A 23280-nucleotide genomic window follows, 5' to 3' on the forward strand; every position below is an offset into this window, starting at 1 on the left:
CTACGACGCGACGCTGACCACCAAGCTGCGGCAGGCCGGCATCCCGATCCTCGGCAAGACCAATATGGACGAGTTCGCGATGGGCTCGTCCACCGAGAACTCCGCGTACGGCCCGACCCACAATCCGTGGGACACCAGCCGCATCCCGGGCGGATCCGGCGGTGGCTCGGCCGCGGCCCTCGCCTCGTACCAGGCCCCGCTTGCGATCGGCACCGACACCGGCGGCTCGATCCGCCAGCCCGCCGCCGTCACCGCGACCGTCGGCACCAAGCCCACCTACGGCACCGTGTCCCGCTACGGGCTCGTCGCGTGCGCGTCGTCGCTGGACCAGGGCGGCCCGTGCGGCCGCACCGTCCTCGACACCGCGCTGCTGCACGAGGTCATCGCCGGGCACGATCCGCGCGACTCCACCTCCGTCGACGCTCCGGTCCGCCCGGTCGTGGAGGCCGCACGCCAGGGCGCTGCCGGCGACCTGAAGGGCCTGCGCGTCGGTGTGGTCAAGGAACTGCATTCGGACAGCTACCAGCCCGGCGTCATCGCCTCGTTCGATGCCGCGGTCGAGACCCTGACCAAGCTCGGCGCCGAGGTCGTGGAGGTGTCCTGCCCGCACTTCGAGTACGCGCTGGCGTCCTACTACCTGATCCTGCCTTCCGAGGTCTCCTCGAACCTCGCGCGTTTCGACGCGATGCGGTACGGCCTGCGCGTCGACGACGGCACCATGAGCGCCGAGCAGGTCATGGCCGCCACCCGCGCCGCCGGTTTCGGCAAGGAAGTCAAGCGGCGCATCATGATCGGCACCTACGCGCTGTCGTCGGGCTACTACGACGCCTACTACGGCCAGGCCCTCAAGGTCCGCACGCTGATCGCACAGGACTTCGACAAGGCCTACGAGCAGGTCGACGTGCTGGTGTCGCCCACGAGCCCGTTCACCCCGTGGAAGATCGGCGAGAAGGTCGACGATCCGCTGGCGATGTACCTGTCCGACCTGTGCACGCTGCCGACCAACCTGGCCGGCCACTGCGCGATGTCGGTGCCGTCCGGCCTGTCCGCCGACGACGGTCTGCCCGTCGGCCTGCAGATCATGGCCCCGGCACTCGCCGACGAGCGTCTCTACCGTGTCGGCGCGGCCTTCGAGGTTGCGCGCGGCCCGGTCCTCGTCTGACCCGAACCAGCCCACTTCGGGCCCGGAACCGCACGGTTCCGGGCCCGTCGTGTGTCCGCCTGCGTGATCGCTTCCCGTCTGCCACTATGGGATGCATTGTCCGCGAAGGGGGATCGCGTGAACGAGGTGGAGCTGTCGGCGGGGACCATCGAATACGAGGACACCGGTGGCGACGGCCCGGTGCTGGTGTTCATTCACGGGCTGCTCATGGACGGGTCCGGGTGGCGGCACGTCGTCGAGGAATTGCGGGGAAGATACCGGTGTATCGTGCCGACCTGGCCGCTCGGATCGCACCGGAAACCGATGCACCCGGACGCGGACCTGACGCTCATCGGAATGGGTCACCTGATCGGCGAATTCCTCGACGTCCTCGACCTGCGCGAGGTCACGCTGGTCCAGAACGACTGGGGCGGCGCCCAGATCTTCCTCGCCATCGCGAATCCCGAGCGCGTGTCCCGGCTCGTTCTCACCGCGTGCGAGGCGTTCGACAACTATCCACCCGGACCCGTCAGGAGACTGCGCCCGCTGGTCCGTCTGCCCGGTGGGTTCCGCGTGCTGATGGCGGTGCTGGGCACCAAGCTGGGTCGGCGTGGTCCCGGCACGTGGGGATGGATGAGCAAACGGCCTGTGCCCGACGAGATCTACGACGCCTGGTTCGGGCCGGCCGCGGTCGATCGCGACGTGCGGCGCGATCTCGCGAAATACGCGTTGTCGGCGCCGCCGAAACGAGAACTGCTCGACCTCGCAGCCAAGGCGGCGGAGTTCGCCGGGCCGGTGCTGATCGTGTGGGCGACCGAGGACCGGATGATGCCCCGCGACCACGGACGTCGTCTCGCCGAGCTGTTCCCGGACTCCCGGCTCGTCGAGATCGACGACAGTTACACGTTGCTGGCCGAGGACCGGCCGGAGAAGCTGACCGAGGCGATCGGGGACTTCCTGGCGGCGACCTAGGAAGCGCATCGGGCCTGGTCGGGCCCGTAGCGGTGTCCGTGACCGGGTGCCGCATCCAGCGCGAACAGCAGGTCCACCGACGTCTGCAGGAAACCGATGACCGGCAGCCAGGCGGGCAGCGGGGCGTCGACACGGGCGCGGGACAGGTCCGGCGGAGACCACAGCAGCGACGGCCGCCACCGGATCACCGGGTCCGAGGAGTTCGCCAGCACGGTCCCGCCGTCCGGCCGCACCGAGCCCGCGGGCGGGCCGGTCCACAAGGCGTCGCAGGGTCCCGGCGCGGCGGGTCCGTCGAACGCGGCACCGGCACCGACCGCTCCGAGGCTCTGCCCGTACACGTGCAGCTGCGGCCGATCCGCCGGGGCGAAGGTGTCCAGGCGCGAACGGACCGCGTCCACCAGCGCCGTGGCCGCGTCGATCGCGGCGTCCCGGTCGAGCACGAACGTCACCCAGCTCGGTGCCGACGAGTACTGCACCGCGACGAACGCCACGTCGTCGCCGTAGGCGGATTCGAAGCCCGCCACCGCGTTCGCGTCGATCCACCCGGAACCGGTCGGCACCGCAACCACCAGGTGCCCGCGATCGAATCCGCCGGCCCGGTCGAGTTCCCGCACCGCCAGCGCGGCCCGTGCCGGCGCGTCCGGGGCCGAATCCACACCGACGTACGTGCGAATCGCGTCTCCGGCCGTGTCGAGAGCGACGAAGCGGCGCCCCTGCTCGCCGAGGGTGTCCCACGGCACCAGCGATTGCGGTGCGCCCGACACTCCCGCCGGGAGCCGCGAAGGCGGGAGGGAGGCTGCGGCCGTCGGCGCGAATCCGGTTGCGGCGGTGTATCCCGCGAGGGCGATGATGCCGGCCGCCGCCAGGGCCCGCACCGGACCGATGCGACGAATCCGTGCGGTGACGCCGAGAGCGAGAGCCACGATCAGCGTGGCGGCGGTCGCGACGAGCGCCCAGTGCGCGGCACCGACGGGATGGACGCCCATCGCGTCCCGCAACCCGTTCTGCCACCGGTCCGCTGCGAGGGTCGCCGCGCCGCACAGTCCGATCGCCGCGCCGACCGCACCCCACCGGACCGGGACCGACGCGACGGGCGGCGTAGGCCGGAATCTCGCGCCCAACGCCCGGGCCGCCGCGAGCAGTCCGAGGCCACACAGCACGGACACGGCGGTGACGACGGCCTGGACGACCGCGGGCCGCGGCAGCAGCGACGGGGCCGAAGAGATGCAGACTGCGACGGTCGTCGCTGTCGTCGTCGCGACACGCGGGCAGGCCACCGGCGATACGTATATCGAAAGATGATGGGGCCGTGTGAGTTCGAGGATCGCTGTGCTCATGTCCACACCCGCAATCCGGCGACTCCCGCTGCGGCGGCCGTGCCCAGCCCGAGCAGGATCGGCAGCGGCGACTCCGGGCTCGGGGCCCGATACTGCTGCCGCCACGAATTGATCCGCACCGCAACGGATGCGACCTCCGCGGCAACCACGCAGCCCGGTGCGGCGTCCGGTTCCGTCGCGCAGGTCTCACGCAGATCCCGCGTCAGGTTACGGTCCAGCGCGCGGCGCGCATCCGGCCCGAGCTCGCCGCCGGAGTCGCGGGCGAACCGCAGCAGGTCGTACCCGAGATCGTGGGTGCGACAGGCCGGTTCGAACACCACCGGCAACGGCACCGGTGACGAGCACGAACCCTGCGGATCGCTGAGTCGCTCGCCCGCGACTCCGGGTTCGCGAACCGGGCTGTAGCGCATCACCGCCTCGAAGTCCGACGGGAACGCGGCGCTCGCGGTGTCGGTGTCACCCGACCCGAGCGCGACCACGGCGGCCGCGGCACCGGGATGCTCGACGGTGGACCGTTCCTGCGCTCCCGGCGAACCGGCGGCACCCACCCAGACGTATGCGGCAAGAACGCCGGCGGTCGTGACGGCTCGGGCTCTCACGGATCCGATGATCATGAACGCCGACGCTAGGAACGCGGGACCGATGTCCGGATCACACGACGGACCGGTTCGCCGCAGACCGCCCGATACCGGGGTAGCAGCGAGATCTCACTCCACGGTATGAGGACAGACGAGGCTGCGGTACCTAGCGTGGGAACCGTGAATTCGTTGGTGCGTGAAGGTGTACATCACGGCGTGGACCTGTCGGTCCGGTACGGTCGCGGACGCTGGTGGAACATCGTGATCGTCGTGACCACCCTGATCCTCTACTCGATCGCGTGGCCGACGCTCCAGCTCACGCACGACGTTCCGGCGCCGCTCATGCCGATCATCTCCGGGCTGGCGGTGTTCCCGTTCCTGCTGATCCGGGCGCAGCCGGCGCTCGGGTGGGCGATCTCCGCGGTCGCGGCGATGATCGTTCCGTGGGCGTTCGACCGGGTCCCGAACTACGGCTATCCCTGGCAGGTCGTCCACATTCTCGTGCTCCTCGCTCTGCTCGTCGCGGTGTGCCTGCGCGAGGAGATCCGGATCGTGCTCGTCGTCTGGCTCGCGACCGTCCTGTTGTTCTTCGTCTACCTGCCGGGCAACGACGGGTGGGGCTGGGCGATCGGGCTCGCTGCGATCGCGGCGTTCGCGCTGCTCGTGCGCTGGCTGGTGCTGTCCCGGCGGCAACTGGCCCGGGAGGAGGAGATCAGCGAACTCGAACGTGCCCGTCGTGCGGCGCTCGAGGAGAAGGCGCGCATCGCCCGCGACCTGCACGACATCGTCGCCCACCACATGTCTCTCGTCGTGGTGCAGGCGCAGAGCGCCCCGTACCGGCTGCCGGACGTCTCCGACGAGGTCCGCGCCGAATTCGAATCGATCGGTGTCCACGCACGGGAGGCACTCAACGAGGTCCGCGGCATGCTCGGTGTCCTGCGAAGCGACGGCATGTTGCCCGAGAGCGCCCCGCAACCCGGGCTGAGCCGGATCGACGAACTGTTCGACGCGTCCCGCCGTGCCGGGGTGCACCTCACCGCTCGGATCGACGGGGACGCCGGCTCGGTGTCCGACAGTGCGGGACTCGCGGTGTACCGGATCCTCCAGGAGTCGCTCGCCAACGCGGTCCGGCACGCGCCCGGCTCGGAGGTGTCCGTGCAGGTGGTGTGCGGTCCGGAGCAGGTGGACCTGACGGTGCGCAACGGCGCCTCGGAGGCCGCTGACAGGGACCGTCCCGTGGACCGGCCGGACCTCGGCGGCGGCAACGGCATCCGCGGCATGGCCGATCGGGCGGCGTCGGTCGGGGGCCGGTTGTACGCGCACCCGCGACCCGACGGAGGATTCGAGGTGGCGGCGGTGCTGCCCCGCGTCCCCGCCGCCTAGGGTGGGGGTGATGACCGAGCCGCACGCACCCATCACCGTGTTCATCGCCGACGACCAGGCCATGGTCCGCCAGGGCTTCGGTGCGCTGCTCGCCGCGCAACCCGACATCAGTGTCGTCGGGGACGCCCCGGACGGGAAGGTCGCGGTGAGCGAGGTCGCGAGGCTGCGGCCCGACGTCGTGCTCATGGACGTGCGCATGCCGGAGATGAACGGCCTCGATGCCGCCCGGCACATCCTCGCCGACCGGCGCGAGCCACGCTCGAAAGTGTTGATGCTCACCACATTCGACCTCGACGACTACGTGTACGAGGCACTCGGGATGGGCGCGAGCGGGTTTCTGCTCAAGGACGCGCCGGCGGACGAGCTCGTGCGGGCCGTACGGGTCGTCGCCGACGGACAGGCGTTGCTGGCGCCGACGGTCACCCGCCGGCTCATCGCCGACGTGACCCGCCGGCGTGCGCCCCGCCGCAGCACCGCACTCGACGTGCTGACCCCGCGTGAAACGGAAGTACTCGAGTTGATCGCGCACGGCCTGTCGAACCAGGAGATCGCGCAACGTCTGTTCGTCGCCGAACAGACGGTCAAGACGCACGTCGGCAAGGTGCTCGGCAAGTTGCATCTGCGCGATCGCGCGCAGGCGGTCGTGGTGGCCTACGAGTCGGGGCTGGTCGTGCCCGGGTGACGGTCGGACCGGAACCGCGAAGGGGCCGGGCGCTCCGCCCACGCCCGGCCCCGTCCCGCTCCGCGGGAAGTGTTCGCGATCAGACCGTTTCGGTCTTCCGCTCCGGCACGGGCGCGATCTCGACGGTGGCCCGCTTGGGCTGGGTGCGGACGTGGGTCGTGTAGATGGCCAGGCCGACGAAGACCAGTCCGCCCACGAGATTGCCGAGCACCGTCGGGATCTCGTTCCACACGAGGTAGTCGACGAGGGTGAAGTCGGCGCCGAGCAGCAGGCCGGACGGGAACAGGAACATGTTGACCACGGAGTGCTCGAAGCCCATGTAGAAGAACAGCATGACCGGCAGCCACATGCCCAGCACCTTGCCGGTCACGTTCTTCGACATCATCGCGGCGACCACACCGGTCGAGACCATCCAGTTGCACAGCACGCCACGCAGGAACAGCGTCGCCATGCCCGCGGCGCCGTGTTCGGCGTAGCCGACGGTGCGTGACTCGCCGATGGTCATCAACTTCTCGGCCACGTCGTTCGGCGGAATCGAGTATCCGTAGGTGAGGACGAACGTGATGATCACGGCGACCATGAACGCCCCGGCGAAGTTGCCGACGAACACCAGCCCCCAGTTGCGCAGGACGCCGCCGATCGTCACGCCCGGACGGCGGTCCAGGTACGCGACCGGCGCGAGCGTGAACACCCCGGTGAGCAGGTCGAAACCGAGCAGGTAGAGCAGACAGAAACCGACCGGGAACAGGGCGGCTCCGAGCAGGGCGTTACCTGTCTGCACGGTCACGGTGACCGCGAAGGCCGCGGCGAGGGTGAGCAGCGCACCGCCCATGAATGCGCGGATCAGCGTGTCGCGGGTGGACGTGAGGACTTTGCTATGGCCGGCGTCGACCATTGCACGGGCCAGTTCGGCCGGTGGGACATAGGACACGGCAAACCTCCTGTGGGATCGGAGAAAGTGTCGTCGGCCGCGGTGACCGGTGTGTTGCCTCGTCGTTAGTGCGCGTTGCGTTCCGCTCAGTGCGATCACCGGCACGCTGTGAGACTTCGCAGCGGGCAAGGTTGCCGATCGAGATGACGCTCACGCCGCTTGCGGGCAGGATGACAGGTGCGACACGGGATCCTCTGCGACGGAGGCTTACATGACGAAGGTCGGGATTCTCACCAGCGGCGGCGACTGCCCAGGACTCAACGCGGTGATCCGCGGCGCGGTTCTGAAGGGGGAGACCGTGTACGGCCAGGAGTTCGTCGGGTTCCTGGACGGGTGGCGCGGACTCGTCGAGGGCGATGCGATGCCGCTCGACCGCAGTTCGGTGCGGGGCCTGTCGAACCAGGGCGGCACGATCCTCGGCACCAGCCGCTTCGGGCCGTATCAGGGACCGCAGGGCGGCGCGCAGAACATCGCCCGCACCCTCGAGAAACTCGGTGTCGATGCGGTGGTGGCGATCGGCGGGGAAGGCACCGCGGCGGCGTCGAAACGATTGTTCGAGGAAGGAATCCCGATCGTCGGGGTTCCCAAGACGATCGACAACGACCTGGGCCGCACCGACTACACGTTCGGATTCGACACGGCCGTCGAGATCGCCACCGTCGCCATCGACCGCTTGCGCACCACCGGTAACTCGCACAAACGCTGCATGGTGCTCGAAGTGATGGGGCGGCACGCCGGGTGGATCGCCCTGCACTCGGGTACCGCGGGCGGCGCCCACGCGATCCTCATTCCCGAGCATCCGGAGAGCATCGACCAGATCTGCGCGTGGACGACGAGTGTGCGCGACCGCGGTCGGGCCCCGATGGTCGTCGTCGCCGAGGGCTTCACGCTGCCGGACATGGCCGAGGCGCACTCGCACAAGGGACTCGACGGATTCGATCGTCCGCGCCTCGGGGGCATCGCCGAGATCCTGGCCCCGATGATCGAGGAACGCACCGGCATCGAGACCCGTGCGACGGTGCTCGGCCACATCCAGCGCGGGGGAGTGCCCACCGCGTTCGACCGGGTCCTGGCGACCCGGCTCGGTATGGCCGTCACCGATCTCGTCGCCGACGAGGACTGGGGTCACATGGTGGCATTGCACGGCACCCGCATCGCCCGCGTCGGGTTCGACGAGGCGCTCGCGCACCACAAGCTGGTGCCGGAAGAGCGATACCGGGAGATGCGGGTTCTGTTCGGCTGAGTGGTGGTGAGTGGGCCGGGTGGCGGCGTCTAAAATCGACCGCATGACTGCCGCCATGTCCGATGATCTGCTCGCCTACGACGACGTGCTCGCGAAGTTCGAGCCCGTGATGGGCATGGAGGTGCACGTCGAACTGCACACCGCCACCAAGATGTTCTGCGGCTGCCCGACCACGTTCGGGGCCGAGCCCAACACGCAGGTGTGCCCGGTGTGCCTGGGCCTGCCCGGATCGCTGCCCGTCGTCAACCAGGCCGCCGTCGAATCCGCTATCCGCATCGGCCTGGCGCTGAACTGCGAGATCACCCCGTGGGGCCGCTTCGCGCGCAAGAACTACTTCTACCCGGATCAGCCGAAGAACTACCAGATCTCGCAGTACGACGAGCCGATCGCGACGAACGGCTACCTCGACGTCGTGCTCGACGACGGCACCACGTGGCGGGTCGACATCGAACGTGCCCACATGGAGGAGGACACCGGCAAGTCGCTGCACGTCGGCGGCGCGACCGGACGCATCCACGGTGCGAGCCACTCGCTGCTCGACTACAACCGTGCCGGTGTGCCGCTCGTCGAGATCGTCACCAAGCCGATCGTCGGCGCCGGTGAGCGTGCCCCCGAGGTCGCCCGCGCCTACGTCACCGCGCTGCGCGATCTGCTGAAGGCCCTCGACGTGTCGGACGTGCGCATGGACCAGGGTTCGATGCGCTGCGACGCCAACGTCTCGCTCAACCCGATCGGCGCGGACGAGTTCGGTACCCGCACCGAGACCAAGAACGTGAACTCGCTCAAGTCCGTCGAGGTCGCGGTCCGCTACGAGATGCGCCGCCAGGCGGCGGTGCTCGTGGCCGGTGGAACGGTGGTCCAGGAGACCCGCCACTTCCAGGAGGCCGACGGCACGACCTCGCCCGGTCGCCGCAAGGAAACCGCAGAGGACTACCGCTACTTCCCGGAGCCGGACCTCGAGCCCGTCGCTCCGAGCGCCGAGTGGATCGAGGAGCTGCGCACCACCCTGCCGGAGCTGCCGTGGCTGCGCCGCGCCCGCATCCAGAAGGAGTGGGGTGTCTCCGACGAGGAGATGCGCGACCTGGTCAACGCCGGTGCTCTCGATCTGGTGATCGCGACGACCGAGGCCGGGGCGCCCGCGTCCGAGGCCCGTTCCTGGTGGGTCGCCTACCTGACGCAGCAGGCCAACGCCCGCGAGGTCGAGCTCGCGGATCTGCCGATCACCCCGGAGCAGGTCGCGAAGGTCATCGCGCTGGTCGCCGACGGCAAGCTCACCAACAAGCTCGCGCGGCAGGTCGTCGACGGTGTCCTCGCCGGCGAGGGCGAACCCGAGGAGGTCGTGGCCGCTCGCGGACTCGAGGTCGTGCGCGACGACTCGGCACTGCAGGCCGCCGTCGACGAGGCGCTCGCCGCGAACCCCGACATCGCCGACAAGATCCGCTCCGGCAAGGTCCAGGCGGCCGGCAAGATCGTCGGCGACGTCATGAAGGCCACCCGCGGCCAGGCCGACCCGGCGCGCGTCAAGGAACTCGTCATCGCCGCGTGCAGTTGATCTTGGGCCGCTAACGTAGCGGTACATGGATGCCGCGGTCGCCCTTTCGCTGTTCTGGATCGTCGTGGCGGCTGTGGTCGCGCCGCTCGTCGCGGGAGCCGTGCCACGCCGGCTCGTGCCCGAAGTGGTGCTGCTGCTCGTCGCGGGCGTCGTCATCGGCCCCAACGCGCTCGGCTTCGCCGAGGTCGACGGCGGGATCGAGATGCTCCGCGAACTCGGTCTGGGGCTGCTGTTCCTGCTCGCCGGCTACGAGATCGATCCCGCCGAGCTGCGCGGTCGCGGTGGCCGCCGGGCGCTGATCACGTGGTGCGTGTGCATGACACTGGCCCTGGCGACCGTCGCGGCGCTCGGCGCGGCCGGTCTCGTGAATGCCGAGGTCGCCGTCGCGATCGCGTTGACGTCGACCGCGCTGGGCACTCTGCTGCCGATCCTCGCGGACCGCGGGCTCGTCGACACCCCGCTCGGGCGGTCCGTGCTCAACCACGGCGCGGTCGGCGAGTTGCTGCCGGTGATCGCGATGGCGACGCTGCTGGGGGCGCGCGGTGCGGTCGGGTCCCTGCTGGTCCTCGCGGCGTTCGCGGTGGTCGCCGTGATCGTGGCACTGCTGCCGCCGCGGATCCTGCGGGAAGGATCGCAGTTCCTGGCATTCGTGCGACGCACCTCGATGACCACCGCCCAGACGTCGGTTCGGTTGACGATGCTGCTGCTCGTCGGCCTCATCACCCTCGCGGTCGTGTTCGATCTGGACGTGATCCTCGGCGCGTTCGCCGCGGGATTCATCTTGCGCCGCGCGATTCCGAGCGGCGACGCGCTGCTCGAGACGAAACTCGACGGACTCGCCTACGGGTTCCTTGTTCCGATCTTCTTCGTCACCTCCGGGATGGCGATCGACGTGGTCGCCGTCGTCGAGCAACCCGGTGTGCTGGTTGCGTTCCTGCTGTTGCTGATCCTGGTCCGGGGTGTGCCGGTGTTCGTGTCGGTGCGCCTCGACCGCGACTCCCGCTTCGACACCGCGGAGCAGGTGCAGATCGCGCTGTACTCGACGACCGGGCTTCCGCTCATCGTCGCCGTCACCGGGGTCGCGGTCGCGGCGGGGGAAATGACGAACGCCAGTGCGTCGATTCTCGTTGCGGCCGGGGCGATCACAGTGCTCATCCTTCCGATGGTCGCGGGACTGCTCCAGCGATCCGATCGGCCGCAGTCGGTGAGTTCGCCGGACTCCGGTCGACGAGGCGGCGAATGATCCCGAATCGCCTTGCCGTGATGTGGGGGCTCGGATGTGGGGGCTCGGTCCGATTCGCTATGCGTTTCGGAATTCGCCCACGTGTAGCGTGAGCGAATTCGTACGCACCGCGTGGATTGTCGCCGAGGATGGTTCCGGGAGCGACGAGTTCCAGTCGCAGACGGCGACTTCCGACGGGCTTTCCGGCTCAGTCGAATCCGCCGCCGCCTGCCGGGAATTGGATGCGCACGACCCGGTCGTCGTTCGGACCCGGCTGGCCGCCGTCCTTGTTGACGGTCGAGACCCACAGCAACCCGTCCGCCCCGGCGGACGCGCCGCCCAGCCGCCCGTACCGGTCCTGCGCCGCGAGCACCGGGGCCGCGGTGACCGCGCCGGTCCCCGGGTCGGTGGCGACGACCGATACCGCCTTGCCGTCGGTGAGCGAGATCGCCACCGCATCGGGACCGGCCGCGCACCCGGCAAGGCCGGGACGGTCCGGCCACGTCCACACCGGCGCGCCCGCGACGGAACCGTCCGACCCGACCCGCTGCAACCGGTCCTCGAGCGGCGTGCGGTCGGTGACCCACAGGTTGCCGATCGGGTCACGGCACACGTCACCGGCCGTTCCGATGCCGGACAGCACCACCGTCGGTGCGGGGGCGGGACCGCCCGGGGCGGGCAGCGGCACGCGTAGCAACTTACCTGCCAGCGACATGGGATCTGTTGCAGCAGAAGGATTCCCGACATCTCCGGTGAGTACGGCCAGCTCGGTGGGGGTGACGAACTCGAGGGCGCCGGCGTTACCGTTCGCGCCGCGCGGGATGCCGGTGAACACGTCCTTGGGAACGTCGCCGGCGGCGATGCGCACCACCCTGTTGTCGGACGGTGTCGTGATGTACGCGTAGAGCAGCCGGTCCTCGCCGTAGGTGGGGGACAGCGTCAGGTCGAGGAGGCCTCCGTCGCCCGAACCGTCCACCGGAATCGTCGCGATCTCGACGGGTTCGGTGCCGGGGGCGACCTGCAGGATCCGCCCGGTGCGCCGCTCGGCCACGAACGCGGAACTGCCGTCCGGCACGGTGACGAGCCCGCCGGTGGTGTCGAAGCACGTGGCGACGACGGCGGGATCCGGATCCACGCACGGGCCGGGAGGCACCGGAGGGACGGACGGTGTCGTCGACGTGGTCGGTGACTGCTCGAGCGGGCCGATGTCGGCGCCGCCGTCGAACGACGGTTCCGGTGTGAACGGGGTCGTGGCCGCATCGTCGAACCGGGCGCACGAAGTGACCGTGGCGAACAGGCCGAGTGCCAGCACCAATGTCGGCAGTCGCCGCGAACCCCTCAACCGCGCACCCCTCGTCATGTCGCAAACGTTACCGGCACGCCGAGCGTCTCCTCGGTTCCCGGGTGCTCCCCGCTGCGCGACCTACGCTGGACCACGTGAGCGACAAGGCGAAAGACCCAGTCCCGGAGCCGGCGCCGTACGAGAATCCGACGCTCGAGCTGAACCGTCCACGTTCGTCGATGCTCGAATCCGACGACGACCTCGACCTGGACCAAAGGTCGTTCGAATCCCGCTCCGCCGGGGCGTTCGACGGCCCCACCGACCCGATCTATCGGCCGGAAACGCCGGTCGCGCCGGGATCGTACGAGGAGCCGGAACCGGTTGCCGCTGTGCCCCCGAAGGTGCGACGCGGCACCCTCGACCTCGGTCTGCTTGTTCTGAGGCTGGCCGTCGGCGGCATCATGATCGTGCACGGACTGCAGAAACTCACCGGATGGTGGGACGGACCCGGACTCGACGGATTCGAAGCGCTCGTCGAGGGCGCCGGCTACCGGTACTCGGAGATCCTCGCGATCGTCGGTGCGATCGGGGAGGTCGCGGCGGGAGCCCTGCTGGTCCTGGGACTGCTGACACCGCTCGCGGCGGCCGCCGTGGTCGCGATCATGATCAACGCGGTGCTGTTCAAACACCATCTCGAACCGGGCCTGCAGTACTTCGCGGCCGAGCAATCCGGTGTGGAGTTCGAGATACTGCTCGGGGCGGCGGCGGTGGCGATCGTGCTGACCGGTCCCGGCCGGATCGCCGTCGACGGGGCACGTGGCTGGGCGACGCGCCCGTTCATCGGATCGTTCGTGGCACTGCTGCTCGGCGTCGCCGGCGGCGTGTGCCTCTGGTTGTTCGTGCGCTGACGCGCTCGTGCGCGGTTTCGGTAGCCGGAGCTACCGAAACCGTGCACGGGTACGAGCTACGGGAGCTGGCGGACAGCACCCTTGTCGGCGGAGGTCGCGAGCGCCGCGTAGGCGCGCAGGGCCTTCGACACGACCCGGTCACGGGCGACCGGCTGCCACGGGTTCTCCCGGGCCTCCATCTTCGCGCGGCGCTCGGCGAGCACCTCGTCGTCGACGAGCACCTCGAGGGTGCGGGACGCGACGTCGATGCGGATGCGGTCACCGTTCTCGACGAGACCGATCACACCGCCGGACGCGGCCTCGGGGGAGACGTGCCCGATGGACAGGCCCGACGTGCCACCGGAGAAGCGGCCGTCGGTGATCAGCGCGCACACCTTGCCGAGGCCGACGCCCTTGAGGAAGGACGTCGGGTGCAGCATCTCCTGCATACCGGGACCACCCGCGGGACCCTCGTAGCGCACGACCACGACATCACCCGGCTGCACCTTCTTGCCGAGGATGACCGAGACGGCCTCCTCCTGCGACTCGACCACCAGGGCCGGTCCCTCGAAGCTGAACAGGTCCTCGTCGATACCGGCGGTCTTGAGGATCGCGCCGTCGACGGCGAGGTTGCCGCGCAGCACGCACAGGCCACCCTCGACGGTGTAGGCGTGCTCGATGTCACGGATGCAGCCACCGACGGCGTCGGTGTCCAGCGAAGCCCAGCGGTTGTCGGTCGAGAACGGCTCGGTGGTGCGAACCCCGCCGGGGGCGGCGTGGAACAGTTCGAGCGCCTCCTCGGTCGCCTTGCCGGACCGGATGTCCCAGTCGTCGAGCCACTGGTCGAAGCTCGCCGTGTGCACGGTGTGGACGTCCGTCTCGAGCAGGCCGCCGCGGCGGAGTTCACCGAGCAACGCGGGGATTCCGCCCGCGCGGTGCACGTCCTCCATGTGGTAGTCGGAGTTCGGGGACACCTTCGACAGGCACGGCACCTTGCGGCTGATCGCGTCGATGGTCTCGAGGTCGAAGTCGACCTCGCCTTCCTGCGCGGCGGCGAGCGTGTGCAGCACGGTGTTCGTCGAACCGCCCATCGCGACGTCGAGTGCCATCGCGTTGCGGAACGCCGCCGGGGTGGCGATGTTGCGGGGCAGCACCGACTCGTCCTCGTCGCGGTAGTAACGCAGCGCCGCCTCGACGATCGTGGTGCCGGCCTTCTCGAACAGCGCGCGGCGGGCGGCGTGGGTGGCGAGGGTCGAACCGTTGCCCGGCAGTGCCAGACCCAGTGCCTCGGTGAGGCAGTTCATCGAGTTCGCGGTGAACATGCCCGAGCACGAACCACACGTCGGGCAGGCGCTGCGCTCGACCTCGTCGAGGCCCTCGTCGCTCACCGAGTCGCTCGCGGACGCAGAGATCGCGGTGATCAGGTCGGTGGGGGCGTGCGCGACACCGTCGACGACGACCGCCTTGCCCGCTTCCATCGGACCGCCGGAGACGAAGATCGTCGGAATGTTCAGGCGCATGGCCGCATTGAGCATGCCCGGGGTGATCTTGTCGCAGTTGGAGATACACACCAGCGCATCGGCGGTGTGGGCGTTCACCATGTATTCGACCGAGTCGGCGATGATTTCGCGGCTCGGGAGCGAGTACAGCATGCCGCCGTGGCCCATCGCGATGCCGTCGTCGACGGCGATGGTGTGGAACTCACGGGCGACGCCACCGGCGGCCCGGACCGCGTCGGCGACGATCTCGCCGACGTCCTTGAGATGGACGTGTCCGGGGACGAACTGCGTGTAGGAGTTGGCGATCGCGACGATCGGCTTGCCGAAATCGGAGTCGGTCAGACCGGTGGCGCGCCACAGGGAGCGGGCACCGGCGGCGTTGCGTCCGACGGTGGTGGTGCGTGACCTCAACGGGGGCATGTGCAGGTTTCCTTCACAGGGCGGGTGGCTGCGCCTTCGGCTGTCGGGCCGGCTGCCGGGCTGCGGCAGGGGCCGGGGTGCAGCGGTGTCGAATTTACCGTCGTGCTATTTCGATGCGTCATCCGACTCGGCGGCGGCGTCTTCCGCTGTCGCCTCGGCACTGCGGGCCGCGTCGGCCGCGGCATACGGATCCGTGATGCGCCCGCCACTGGCCTCGGCGAGCTCGGGGAGCCGGCCGAAGGTGACGACGGGCAGCGGAACCTCGGATCCATCGGTGAGGGTCGCGCGTGCCCAGCCGCGCTTGGGGAAGCGGATTCCCGCGAGTGCGCCCCACCCGATGCGGGTCGTCGAGAACGTGGCGCGGGCAGTGATGCCGTCGGGTCCGACGACGGTGCGCACGCGCAGGATCCACGCGAACACGAGGAACGGGATCACCAGCATCCAGGAGAAGGCCGCGGGCCAGGCCATCGCGGGCGAGGCCACCGCGAGGAGCAGGAAGCCGCATGCGAGCAGCGACAACCGGGAAATCCGAATGACGCGCGTCGTCGATTCCGGCGTGTGGGATGATGAAGGCGGTGGCACGGGCTGCTGGGAAGATGACACCTCACCATCTTCGCATTGCAGCCGAGGCATCTCACATTCTGGGACAGATGACCGAACCAAGTTGACTGTCTGCTTCGCGCGCGCCTACCGTCTAGCGCGTGAATCAGAATGGGTTGCTCGTAATCGGCCGGCGCGTCGTCGCCTGAGCCGCATACTGCAACTCGCCCACGACGCGCCACCCTCGTACAGCAGATGCTGACGAGGGTTTTTTGTTGCCCGGAGCCAGAATCAGAGGAATTCGCAGTGAGCGCACCAACCGCACGGCCTCAACCCTCGCCGCGAAAGCCGGGGTCCACCCCGACTACCGCGGCCGCCGCAGCGCAGCCCGGAAATCGCCGCCAGGTCGCGCCCGAGCGGGTCACCGGAGCCCAGTCGGTCGTCCGAGCCCTCGAGGAGCTCGAGGTCGACACCGTCTTCGGCATCCCCGGTGGTGCGATCCTGCCCGTCTACGATCCGCTGTTCGATTCCAAGCGGGTCCGTCACGTCCTCGTTCGTCATGAGCAGGGCGGCGGTCACGCCGCGACCGGATATGCGCAGGCCACCGGCAAGGTCGGTGTGTGCATGGCCACCTCCGGCCCCGGCGCCACCAACCTCGTGACCCCCCTCGCCGACGCCCAGATGGACTCCGTCCCGATCGTCGCGATCACGGGCCAGGTCGGCCGCGGACTCATCGGCACCGACGCCTTCCAGGAAGCGGACATCTCCGGCATCACCATGCCGGTGACCAAGCACAACTTCCTCGTCACCGACGGCGCCGACATCCCGCGCATCCTCGCCGAGGCCTTCTACATCGCCGCGTCCGGCCGCCCCGGCGCCGTCCTCGTCGACATCCCCAAGGACATCCTGCAGGCCCAGACCACCTTCAGCTGGCCGCCGGAGATGCACCTGCCCGGCTACCGGCCGGTGACCAAGCCGCACGGCAAGCAGGTCCGCGAGGCCGCGCGCCTCATCGCCGAGGCCAAGAACCCGGTGCTGTACGTCGGTGGCGGTGTCATCAAGGCCGACGCGTCCGCCGAACTGCTCGAGCTCGCCGAACTGACCGGCATCCCCGTCGTCACCACCCTGATGGCGCGCGGCGCATTCCCGGACACCCACCGCCTCAACTGCGGCATGCCCGGTATGCACGGCACCGTCGCGGCGGTCGCGGCTCTGCAGAAGAGCGACCTGCTCGTCACGCTCGGTGCCCGCTTCGACGACCGCGTGACCGGTCAGCTCGACTCGTTCGCGCCGGACGCGAAGGTCATCCACGCCGACATCGACCCCGCCGAGATCGGCAAGAACCGGCACGCGGACGTCCCGATCGTCGGCGACTGCCGCGAGGTCCTCGTCGAACTCGTCGAGGCGATCCGTGCGGATCTGGCCACCGGCACCAAGCTCGACTACGCGCAGTGGTGGGCGTACCTCGACGACATCCGTCGCACCTACCCGCTGAGCTACGACCGTCCCGCCGACGGGTCCCTGTCGCCGCAGTACGTCATCCAGGCCGTCGGCAAGCTCGCCGGTCCGGACGCCATCTACTGCGCCGGCGTCGGCCAGCACCAGATGTGGGCTGCGCAGTTCGTCGACTACGAGAAGCCGCGCACGTGGCTGAACTCCGGTGGTCTCGGCACCATGGGCTACGCCGTGCCGGCCGCCCTCGGCGCCAAGATGGGCAAGCCCGAGGCCGAGGTGTGGGCGATCGACGGCGACGGCTGCTTCCAGATGACCAACCAGGAACTGGCCACCTGCGCGGTCGAGGGTGTGCCGATCAAGGTCGCGCTCATCAACAACGGCAACCTCGGCATGGTCCGTCAGTGGCAGACGCTGTTCTACGACCAGCGGTACTCGAACACGGAGCTCGGCACCCACGGTGAGGTCCGCATCCCGGACTTCGTCAAGCTCGCCGAGGCCCTCGGCTGCGTCGGCATCCGGGTCGAGCGCGAAGAGGACGTCGAGCCCGCCATCCGCCAGGCCCAGGCCATCAACGACCGCCCGGTCGTCATCGACTTCATCGTCGGTAAGGACGCCCAGGTGTGGCCGATGGTCGCCGCCGGCACCAGCAACGACGAAATCATGGCGGCGCGGGGCATCCGCCCGCTGTTCGACGACGACGAGGCCGCCGCCGAGCCGGCCGTCATCCACGAGGCCATGTACCGCGAGCAGGCCACCGATTCCGCAGCAGGAGAGGATCGTCAGTGAGCACGAGTCACACCCTCAGCGTTCTCGTCGAGGACAAGCCGGGCGTGCTGGCCCGTGTCGCGGCCCTGTTCTCGCGGCGCGGATTCAACATCGAATCCCTCGCCGTCGGGGGAACCGAGGTGCCCGACATCTCCCGCATGACGATCGTCGTGACCGTCGACGAGTTCCCGCTCGAACAGGTCACCAAGCAGCTCAACAAGCTGGTCAACGTCATCAAGATCGTCGAGCAGGAGGGCGAGGCGTCGGTGGCGCGCGAGCTCGTGCTCATCAAGGTCCGTGCGGACGCCAGCGTCCGCACCCAGGTCATCGAGACGGTGAACCTGTTCCGCGCCAAGGTGATCGACGTCTCTCCCGAGTCGCTGACCATCGAGGCCACCGGCACCCGCTCGAAGCTCGACGCGCTTCTGCGGATGCTCGAGCCGTACGGCATCCGCGAGATCGTGCAGTCCGGTGTCGTCGCCGTCGGACGTGGTCCCAAGTCGATCACGGCCACCCGTTAGCCTGAACACACCCCAATTGCTGAAAGAGGTAGGAACTGTGGCAGTCGAGCTTTTCTACGACGACAACGCCGATCTGTCGATCATCCAGGGCCGCAAGGTCGCGGTGATCGGCTACGGCAGCCAGGGGCACGCGCATTCGCTGAGCCTGCGTGACTCGGGCGTCGAGGTCCGCATCGGTCTCAAGGAAGGCTCGAAGTCGCGGGCCAAGGCCGAAGAGGCCGGCCTCACCGTCGGCACCCCCGCCGAGGTTTCGGAGTGGGCCGACCTGATCATGCTGCTCGCCCCCGACACGGCGCAGGCATCGATCTTCAAGAACGACATCGAGCCGAACCTGAAGGACGGCGACGCGCTGTTCTTCGGTCACGGCCTGAACATCCACTTCGGCCTGATCAAGGCTCCGGAGTTCGTCACCGTCGGCATGGTCGCCCCCAAGGGCCCCGGCCACCTGGTGCGTCGTCAGTTCGTCGACGGCAAGGGCGTCCCCGCGCTCATCGCGGTCCACCAGGACCCGAAGGGCGACGGCCAGGCACTGGCCCTGTCCTACGCGAAGGCCATCGGTGGCACCCGCGCCGGCGTCATCAAGACGGACTTCAAGGAAGAGACCGAGACCGACCTCTTCGGTGAGCAGGCCGTGCTCTGCGGTGGCACCGAGGAGCTCGTCAAGACCGGTTTCGACGTCCTCGTCGAGGCGGGCTACGCCCCGGAGATGGCGTACTTCGAGTGCCTGCACGAGCTCAAGCTCATCGTCGACCTCATGTACGAGGGCGGCATCGCGCGCATGAACTACTCGGTGTCCGACACCGCCGAGTTCGGTGGCTACCTCTCCGGCCCGCGCGTCATCGACGCCGGCACCAAGGAGCGCATGAAGGACATCCTCAAGGACATCCAGGACGGCACCTTCGTCAAGCGTCTCGTCGCCAACGTCGAGAACGGCAACAAGGAGCTCGAGGGCCTGCGCAAGCAGAACGCCGAGCACGGCATCGAGGTCGTCGGCAAGCAGCTGCGCGACCTGATGAGCTGGGTCGATCGCCCGATCACCGAGACCGCGTAAGCAGTTTCGTCCTCCGCCGGCCCGGCACCCGACTTCGGGTGCCGGGCCGGCGGCGTTCGTGGCGGGCACGCCGGTGTGTTCGGTGGATAATGTGCCGATGTCCTGGAGCCTGGGCCTCGATCGACTGCCGGGGGTCGTCACGGTCCGCACCTACCGTCGCGAGTGGTTGCGCCCGGACGTCACCGCCGGTCTCGCGCTGATCGGGCTGCTGATCCCGGCGGGCATGGGTTACGCGACCGCGGCGGGGCTGCCCGCGTACACGGGGCTCTACGCGACGATCGTGCCGCTGCTCGTGTACGCGATCGTGGGGCCGTCCCGGGTGCTCGTGCTCGGCCCCGACTCGGCACTGGCACCGCTGATCGCGGCGGCCGTGCTCCCGCTCGCTGCTGCCTCCGGTGATCCGCAGCGGGCTGTCGCACTGGCCGGTGTGCTCGCCGTGCTCGTGGGCACCGTCCTGCTCGTCGCGGGGTTCCTGCGTCTGGGTTTCGTCACCGACCTGCTGTCCAAGCCGATCCGGATCGGATACCTCAACGGCATCGCACTCGTCGTCGTGATCGGTCAGTTGCCCACGCTGCTCGGCATCGACGTCGATGCGGACGACGTACTCGGCCGGATCGGCACCATCGCCGGGGAGACGGTCACCGGAGGCATCGACCCCCTCGCCACCGCCGTGGGCGTCGGCTCGCTGGCCGTCATGGTGACGTGCCGGCTGCTGCGGATCCGGATACCCGGGGTGCTCGTTGCGGTTGTCGGGGCAATCGCGCTGTCCGCCGTGCTGGGTCTCGACGACGACATCGCAATGGTCGGTGCGCTGCCCCGCGGCCTGCCCGCCCCGACCTTCGGCGGGGTGGGGTGGAGCGACGTGGCCGCCATGCTCGGTCCCGCCGTCGCGATCGCCCTCATCGCCTTCGCCGACACCGCTGTACTGTCCCGGACGTTCGCCGCCCGGCGCGGCGCCGACGTGGACGGCAGCGCGGAGATGCGGGCGATGGGCGTGGCCAACATCGCCGGTGGATTGTTCGGCGGATTCCCGGTCTCCGCAAGTTCTTCACGGACACCGGTGGCGGAGCAGAACGGTGCGCGGACCCAGCTCGTGGGCGTCGTCGGCGCCCTCGGTGTGCTCGCGTTCGTGCTGCTCGTGCCCGGCCTGACGGCGTACCTGCCGCAGGCCGCGCTCGCCGCGGTCGTGCTGGTCGCGGCGGCGGCGCTCATCGATCTGCGGGGTCTGCTCACGATGTGGCGGATGAGCCGCGTCGAGGCCGGTCTCGCCGTCGCGGCGTTCCTCGGAGTCGCGCTCGTCGGGGTGCTCGAAGGCATCCTGGTCGCCATCGGGCTGTCCCTGCTGACGGTCGTCGTCCGGGCGTGGCAGCCCTATCGCACGGAACTGGTGGAACTGGACGGGGTTCCGGGCCTCCACGACATCACCCGGCATCCCGAGGGACATCGGATTCCGGGGCTGGTGATCGCGCGGTTCGACGCCCCGCTGTTCTTCGCCAACGGTGATCTCCTCGACCGTCACGTGCGGGACCTGGTGGCGCACGCGCCGACACCCGTCGAGTGGGTGGTGATCGCCGCCGAACCGATCACCGGCCTCGACACCACCGCCGTCGACGAACTCGTCGACCTGGACCGCTATCTGGCGAGCAAGGGAATCCGGTTGGCGTTCGCGGCGATGAAGGGCCCCATCAAGGACAAACTGGTGCAGTTCGGGGTGGGGGATCGGTTCGACGCGACACACTTTCACCCGACCGTGCGCGCGGCGGTCACGGCGTTCCGGGAACAGCGACAGGCAGCCGGCGAACCGGACGGTTCCGATCTGTGAAACAGCCGGTATCAGAACAATATTCGTTCCGGATTTCGCGAATCATGCACCGTGCGAGCGATTTCTCGTGAACCGGATTCGGGCATACGCGACGAACGCCTGGGCACCCGGATGTCCCGGCGTAACCGAAATCACCTCTGACGTGTGTACCGGCACGACTCACACCGATCGAGGAGTTTCGTACCACCTGGTAGGACAACTCCGGGTCGCGCGCCCACGCGTAGGTGGGGGGTTCTAAACTCGACGCTGTCACGGCTGTGCCGCGTGCCGAGAAGGGGTGTGCGCGCCGTCGACGCCCGCAGACAATCAACCACAGGGAGTTCGCACGTGAGCCAGAATGGCCGTCCCGTTGTCCTGATCGCCGACAAGCTCGCGCAATCGACCGTCGATGCGCTCGGTGACGGTGTCGAGGTGCGCTGGGTCGACGGCCCGGACCGCCCCGCGCTTCTCGCGGCTGTGCCCGACGCCGACGCCCTGCTCGTCCGCTCCGCCACCACCGTCGACGCCGAGGTGCTCGCCGCCGCGACGAAGCTCAAGATCGTCGGCCGCGCCGGCGTCGGCCTGGACAACGTGGACATCCCCGCCGCCACCGAGCGTGGCGTCATGGTCGTGAACGCGCCGACCTCGAACATCCACTCGGCTGCCGAGCACGCCGTCTCGCTGCTGCTGGCGACCGCGCGTCAGATCCCGGCCGCCGACCGCACCCTGCGTGAGAAGACCTGGAAGCGCTCGAGCTTCAACGGCACCGAGATCCTCGGCAAGACCGTCGGTGTCGTCGGCCTGGGCCGCATCGGCCAGCTCTTCGCGCAGCGCCTCGCCGCCTTCGAGACCACGGTCATCGCGTACGACCCCTACCTGCCTGCCGCGCGCGCCGCGCAGCTCGGCATCGAGCTGGTCGACATCGACGAGCTCGTCGAGCGCGCCGATTTCATCTCGGTGCACCTGCCCAAGACGAAGGAAACCGCCGGCCTGATCAACGCCGAGCGTCTGGCCCGGGCCAAGGACGGCGTGATCATCGTCAACGCCGCCCGCGGTGGCCTGATCGACGAGGACGCGCTCTACAACGCGCTCGTCTCCGGCAAGGTTCGCGCCGCCGGCCTCGACGTCTTCAACACCGAGCCGTGCACCGATTCGCCGCTGTTCGAGCTGGACAACGTCGTGGTGACCCCGCACCTGGGTGCCTCCACCGCCGAGGCACAGGACCGCGCCGGCACGGACGTCGCCAAGAGCGTGCTGCTGGCCCTGGCCGGCGAGTTCGTGCCGGACGCCGTCAACGTCTCCGGCGGCCCGGTCGGCGAAGAGGTCGCACCGTGGCTCGAGCTCGTCCGCAAGCTCGGCCTGCTCGCCGGCACGCTCTCGCCGGAGGCCGTGCAGAACGTGCAGGTCGTCGTCAGCGGTGAGCTCTCCGCCGAGAACGTCGACATCCTCGGGCTCGCGGCTCTGCGCGGTCTGTTCTCCGCCAGCAGCGACGAGGCCGTCACCTTCGTCAACGCCCCGCAGCTCGCCGAGCAGCGCGGCGTGAGCGTCGAGGTCGACAAGCACAGCGAGGCGCAGACGCACCGCAGCGCCGTCGAGGTGCGTGCCGTGGCCGCCGACGGCACGGTCACCGCGGTCGCGGGTGCGCTGACCGGCCTGCAGCAGATCGAGAAGATCGTCAACATCAACGGCCGTAGCTTCGACCTGCGCGCCGAGGGCCACAACATCGTCGTGCACTACGAGGATCGTCCGGGCGTGCTCGGCATCCTCGGCACGATCCTCGGCAACGCGTCCATCGACATCCAGGCCGCTGCGCTGAGCCAGGACGTCGAGGGTTCGGGTGCCACCGTGATCCTGCGTGTGGACCGCGTCGTCGGCGACGCCGAGGTCGCGCAGATCGTCGAGAAGCTCGACGCCCGCGTCGCGCAGGTCGATCTGTCCTGATCCATCCCGTGCTTCACCCCCCGGTGGCCGCGACCGTCTGCACGGTCGCGGCCACCGTCGCACAAGGAAGTGAGTAG

General features: G+C 69.3%; 19 protein-coding genes. 13 read left to right on the forward strand and 6 right to left on the reverse strand.

The window, feature by feature from the left end; genetic code table 11:
- Together gatA and ACN675_RS14805 are read left to right on the forward strand one after the other, a co-directional pair.
- Positions 1-1162 (forward strand): Asp-tRNA(Asn)/Glu-tRNA(Gln) amidotransferase subunit GatA (gatA, locus tag ACN675_RS14800; protein ID WP_420751563.1); only part of this gene is annotated, 1162 nt, incomplete at its 5' end.
- A 117-nt stretch (positions 1163-1279) separates the two neighbouring features.
- On the forward strand, positions 1280-2113 hold the full coding sequence (locus ACN675_RS14805) for an alpha/beta fold hydrolase (RefSeq protein ID WP_420751564.1): 834 nt from the start codon (positions 1280-1282) through the stop codon (positions 2111-2113).
- On the opposite strand, the gene ACN675_RS14810 is transcribed toward ACN675_RS14805, so the two are convergent.
- The gene (locus ACN675_RS14810; RefSeq protein WP_420751565.1) at positions 2110-3450 is read right to left on the reverse strand and encodes an alpha/beta-hydrolase family protein; all 1341 of its coding nucleotides are present in this window, start codon (positions 3448-3450) and stop codon (positions 2110-2112) included. The genes ACN675_RS14805 and ACN675_RS14810 overlap by 4 nt on opposite strands.
- Complete coding sequence (locus ACN675_RS14815) at positions 3447-4049, reverse strand: hypothetical protein (protein WP_420751566.1); 603 nt, start codon at positions 4047-4049, stop codon at positions 3447-3449. The genes ACN675_RS14810 and ACN675_RS14815 overlap by 4 nt, the downstream gene beginning before the upstream one ends.
- A gap of 150 nt (positions 4050-4199) precedes the next feature.
- Here ACN675_RS14815 and ACN675_RS14820 point away from each other — a divergent pair, with 150 nt between their 5' ends.
- Positions 4200-5411 carry a sensor histidine kinase gene (locus ACN675_RS14820; protein ID WP_420751567.1) on the forward strand — a complete coding sequence of 404 codons (1212 nt, stop codon included), beginning with the start codon at positions 4200-4202 and terminating at the stop codon, positions 5409-5411.
- Positions 5412-5421: 10 nt separating this feature from the next.
- The gene (locus tag ACN675_RS14825) at positions 5422-6093 is read left to right on the forward strand and encodes a response regulator (protein WP_248673337.1); all 672 of its coding nucleotides are present in this window, start codon (positions 5422-5424) and stop codon (positions 6091-6093) included.
- A 79-nt stretch (positions 6094-6172) separates the two neighbouring features.
- Here the strand turns inward: ACN675_RS14825 and ACN675_RS14830 are convergent, their stop codons facing one another.
- Positions 6173-7024, reverse strand: coding sequence for a formate/nitrite transporter family protein (locus ACN675_RS14830; RefSeq protein ID WP_420751568.1), 852 nt, complete (start codon positions 7022-7024; stop codon positions 6173-6175).
- 211 nt (positions 7025-7235) lie between these two features.
- Here ACN675_RS14830 and ACN675_RS14835 point away from each other — a divergent pair, with 211 nt between their 5' ends.
- Genes ACN675_RS14835 through ACN675_RS14845 form a run of 3 tightly spaced genes read left to right on the forward strand, consistent with a single transcriptional unit; the run spans position 7236 to position 11062 of the window.
- Entirely contained in the window at positions 7236-8267 is a 1032-nt protein-coding gene (locus ACN675_RS14835) for a 6-phosphofructokinase (RefSeq protein WP_420751569.1), read from the forward strand.
- 43 nt (positions 8268-8310) lie between these two features.
- Positions 8311-9819: an Asp-tRNA(Asn)/Glu-tRNA(Gln) amidotransferase subunit GatB gene (gene gatB / locus ACN675_RS14840; RefSeq protein WP_420751570.1), complete on the forward strand. Its 1509-nt coding sequence runs from the start codon at positions 8311-8313 to the stop codon at positions 9817-9819.
- A 25-nt stretch (positions 9820-9844) separates the two neighbouring features.
- Positions 9845-11062: a cation:proton antiporter gene (locus ACN675_RS14845; protein ID WP_420751571.1), complete on the forward strand. Its 1218-nt coding sequence runs from the start codon at positions 9845-9847 to the stop codon at positions 11060-11062.
- A gap of 187 nt (positions 11063-11249) precedes the next feature.
- Here ACN675_RS14845 and ACN675_RS14850 read toward each other — a convergent pair whose 3' ends face one another.
- Positions 11250-12401: a PQQ-dependent sugar dehydrogenase gene (locus ACN675_RS14850; RefSeq protein WP_420751572.1), complete on the reverse strand. Its 1152-nt coding sequence runs from the start codon at positions 12399-12401 to the stop codon at positions 11250-11252.
- 77 nt (positions 12402-12478) lie between these two features.
- Here ACN675_RS14850 and ACN675_RS14855 point away from each other — a divergent pair, with 77 nt between their 5' ends.
- Complete coding sequence (locus ACN675_RS14855; RefSeq protein ID WP_420751573.1) at positions 12479-13231, forward strand: DoxX family protein; 753 nt, start codon at positions 12479-12481, stop codon at positions 13229-13231.
- Positions 13232-13287: 56 nt separating this feature from the next.
- On the opposite strand, the gene ilvD is transcribed toward ACN675_RS14855, so the two are convergent.
- Positions 13288-15129 carry a dihydroxy-acid dehydratase gene (gene ilvD / locus ACN675_RS14860; RefSeq protein ID WP_420751574.1) on the reverse strand — a complete coding sequence of 614 codons (1842 nt, stop codon included), beginning with the start codon at positions 15127-15129 and terminating at the stop codon, positions 13288-13290.
- Positions 15130-15234: 105 nt separating this feature from the next.
- Complete coding sequence (locus ACN675_RS14865) at positions 15235-15711, reverse strand: PH domain-containing protein (RefSeq protein WP_420751593.1); 477 nt, start codon at positions 15709-15711, stop codon at positions 15235-15237.
- 264 nt (positions 15712-15975) lie between these two features.
- Between ACN675_RS14865 and ACN675_RS14870 the strand changes: the two genes are divergently transcribed.
- The 5 genes from ACN675_RS14870 (at position 15976) to serA (ending at position 23203) form a co-directional block, all read left to right on the forward strand.
- Positions 15976-17910, forward strand: coding sequence for an acetolactate synthase large subunit (locus ACN675_RS14870; protein ID WP_420751575.1), 1935 nt, complete (start codon positions 15976-15978; stop codon positions 17908-17910).
- On the forward strand, positions 17907-18410 hold the full coding sequence (gene ilvN / locus ACN675_RS14875; protein ID WP_197257348.1) for an acetolactate synthase small subunit: 504 nt from the start codon (positions 17907-17909) through the stop codon (positions 18408-18410). The genes ACN675_RS14870 and ilvN overlap by 4 nt, the downstream gene beginning before the upstream one ends.
- Before the next feature lie 37 nt (positions 18411-18447).
- Entirely contained in the window at positions 18448-19461 is a 1014-nt protein-coding gene (gene ilvC / locus ACN675_RS14880; RefSeq protein WP_420751576.1) for a ketol-acid reductoisomerase, read from the forward strand.
- A 97-nt stretch (positions 19462-19558) separates the two neighbouring features.
- Positions 19559-21283, forward strand: coding sequence for a SulP family inorganic anion transporter (locus tag ACN675_RS14885; protein WP_420751577.1), 1725 nt, complete (start codon positions 19559-19561; stop codon positions 21281-21283).
- 327 nt (positions 21284-21610) lie between these two features.
- A complete protein-coding gene (gene serA / locus ACN675_RS14890; RefSeq protein WP_420751578.1) occupies positions 21611-23203 on the forward strand; it encodes a phosphoglycerate dehydrogenase in 1593 nt (530 codons plus the stop codon).
- The last annotated feature ends 77 nt before the right edge of the window (positions 23204-23280 follow it).

Origin of the sequence: Rhodococcus sp. O3 (assembly GCF_048897285.1) — a bacterium.
In the GTDB taxonomy this organism is placed as follows: domain Bacteria; phylum Actinomycetota; class Actinomycetes; order Mycobacteriales; family Mycobacteriaceae; genus Rhodococcus.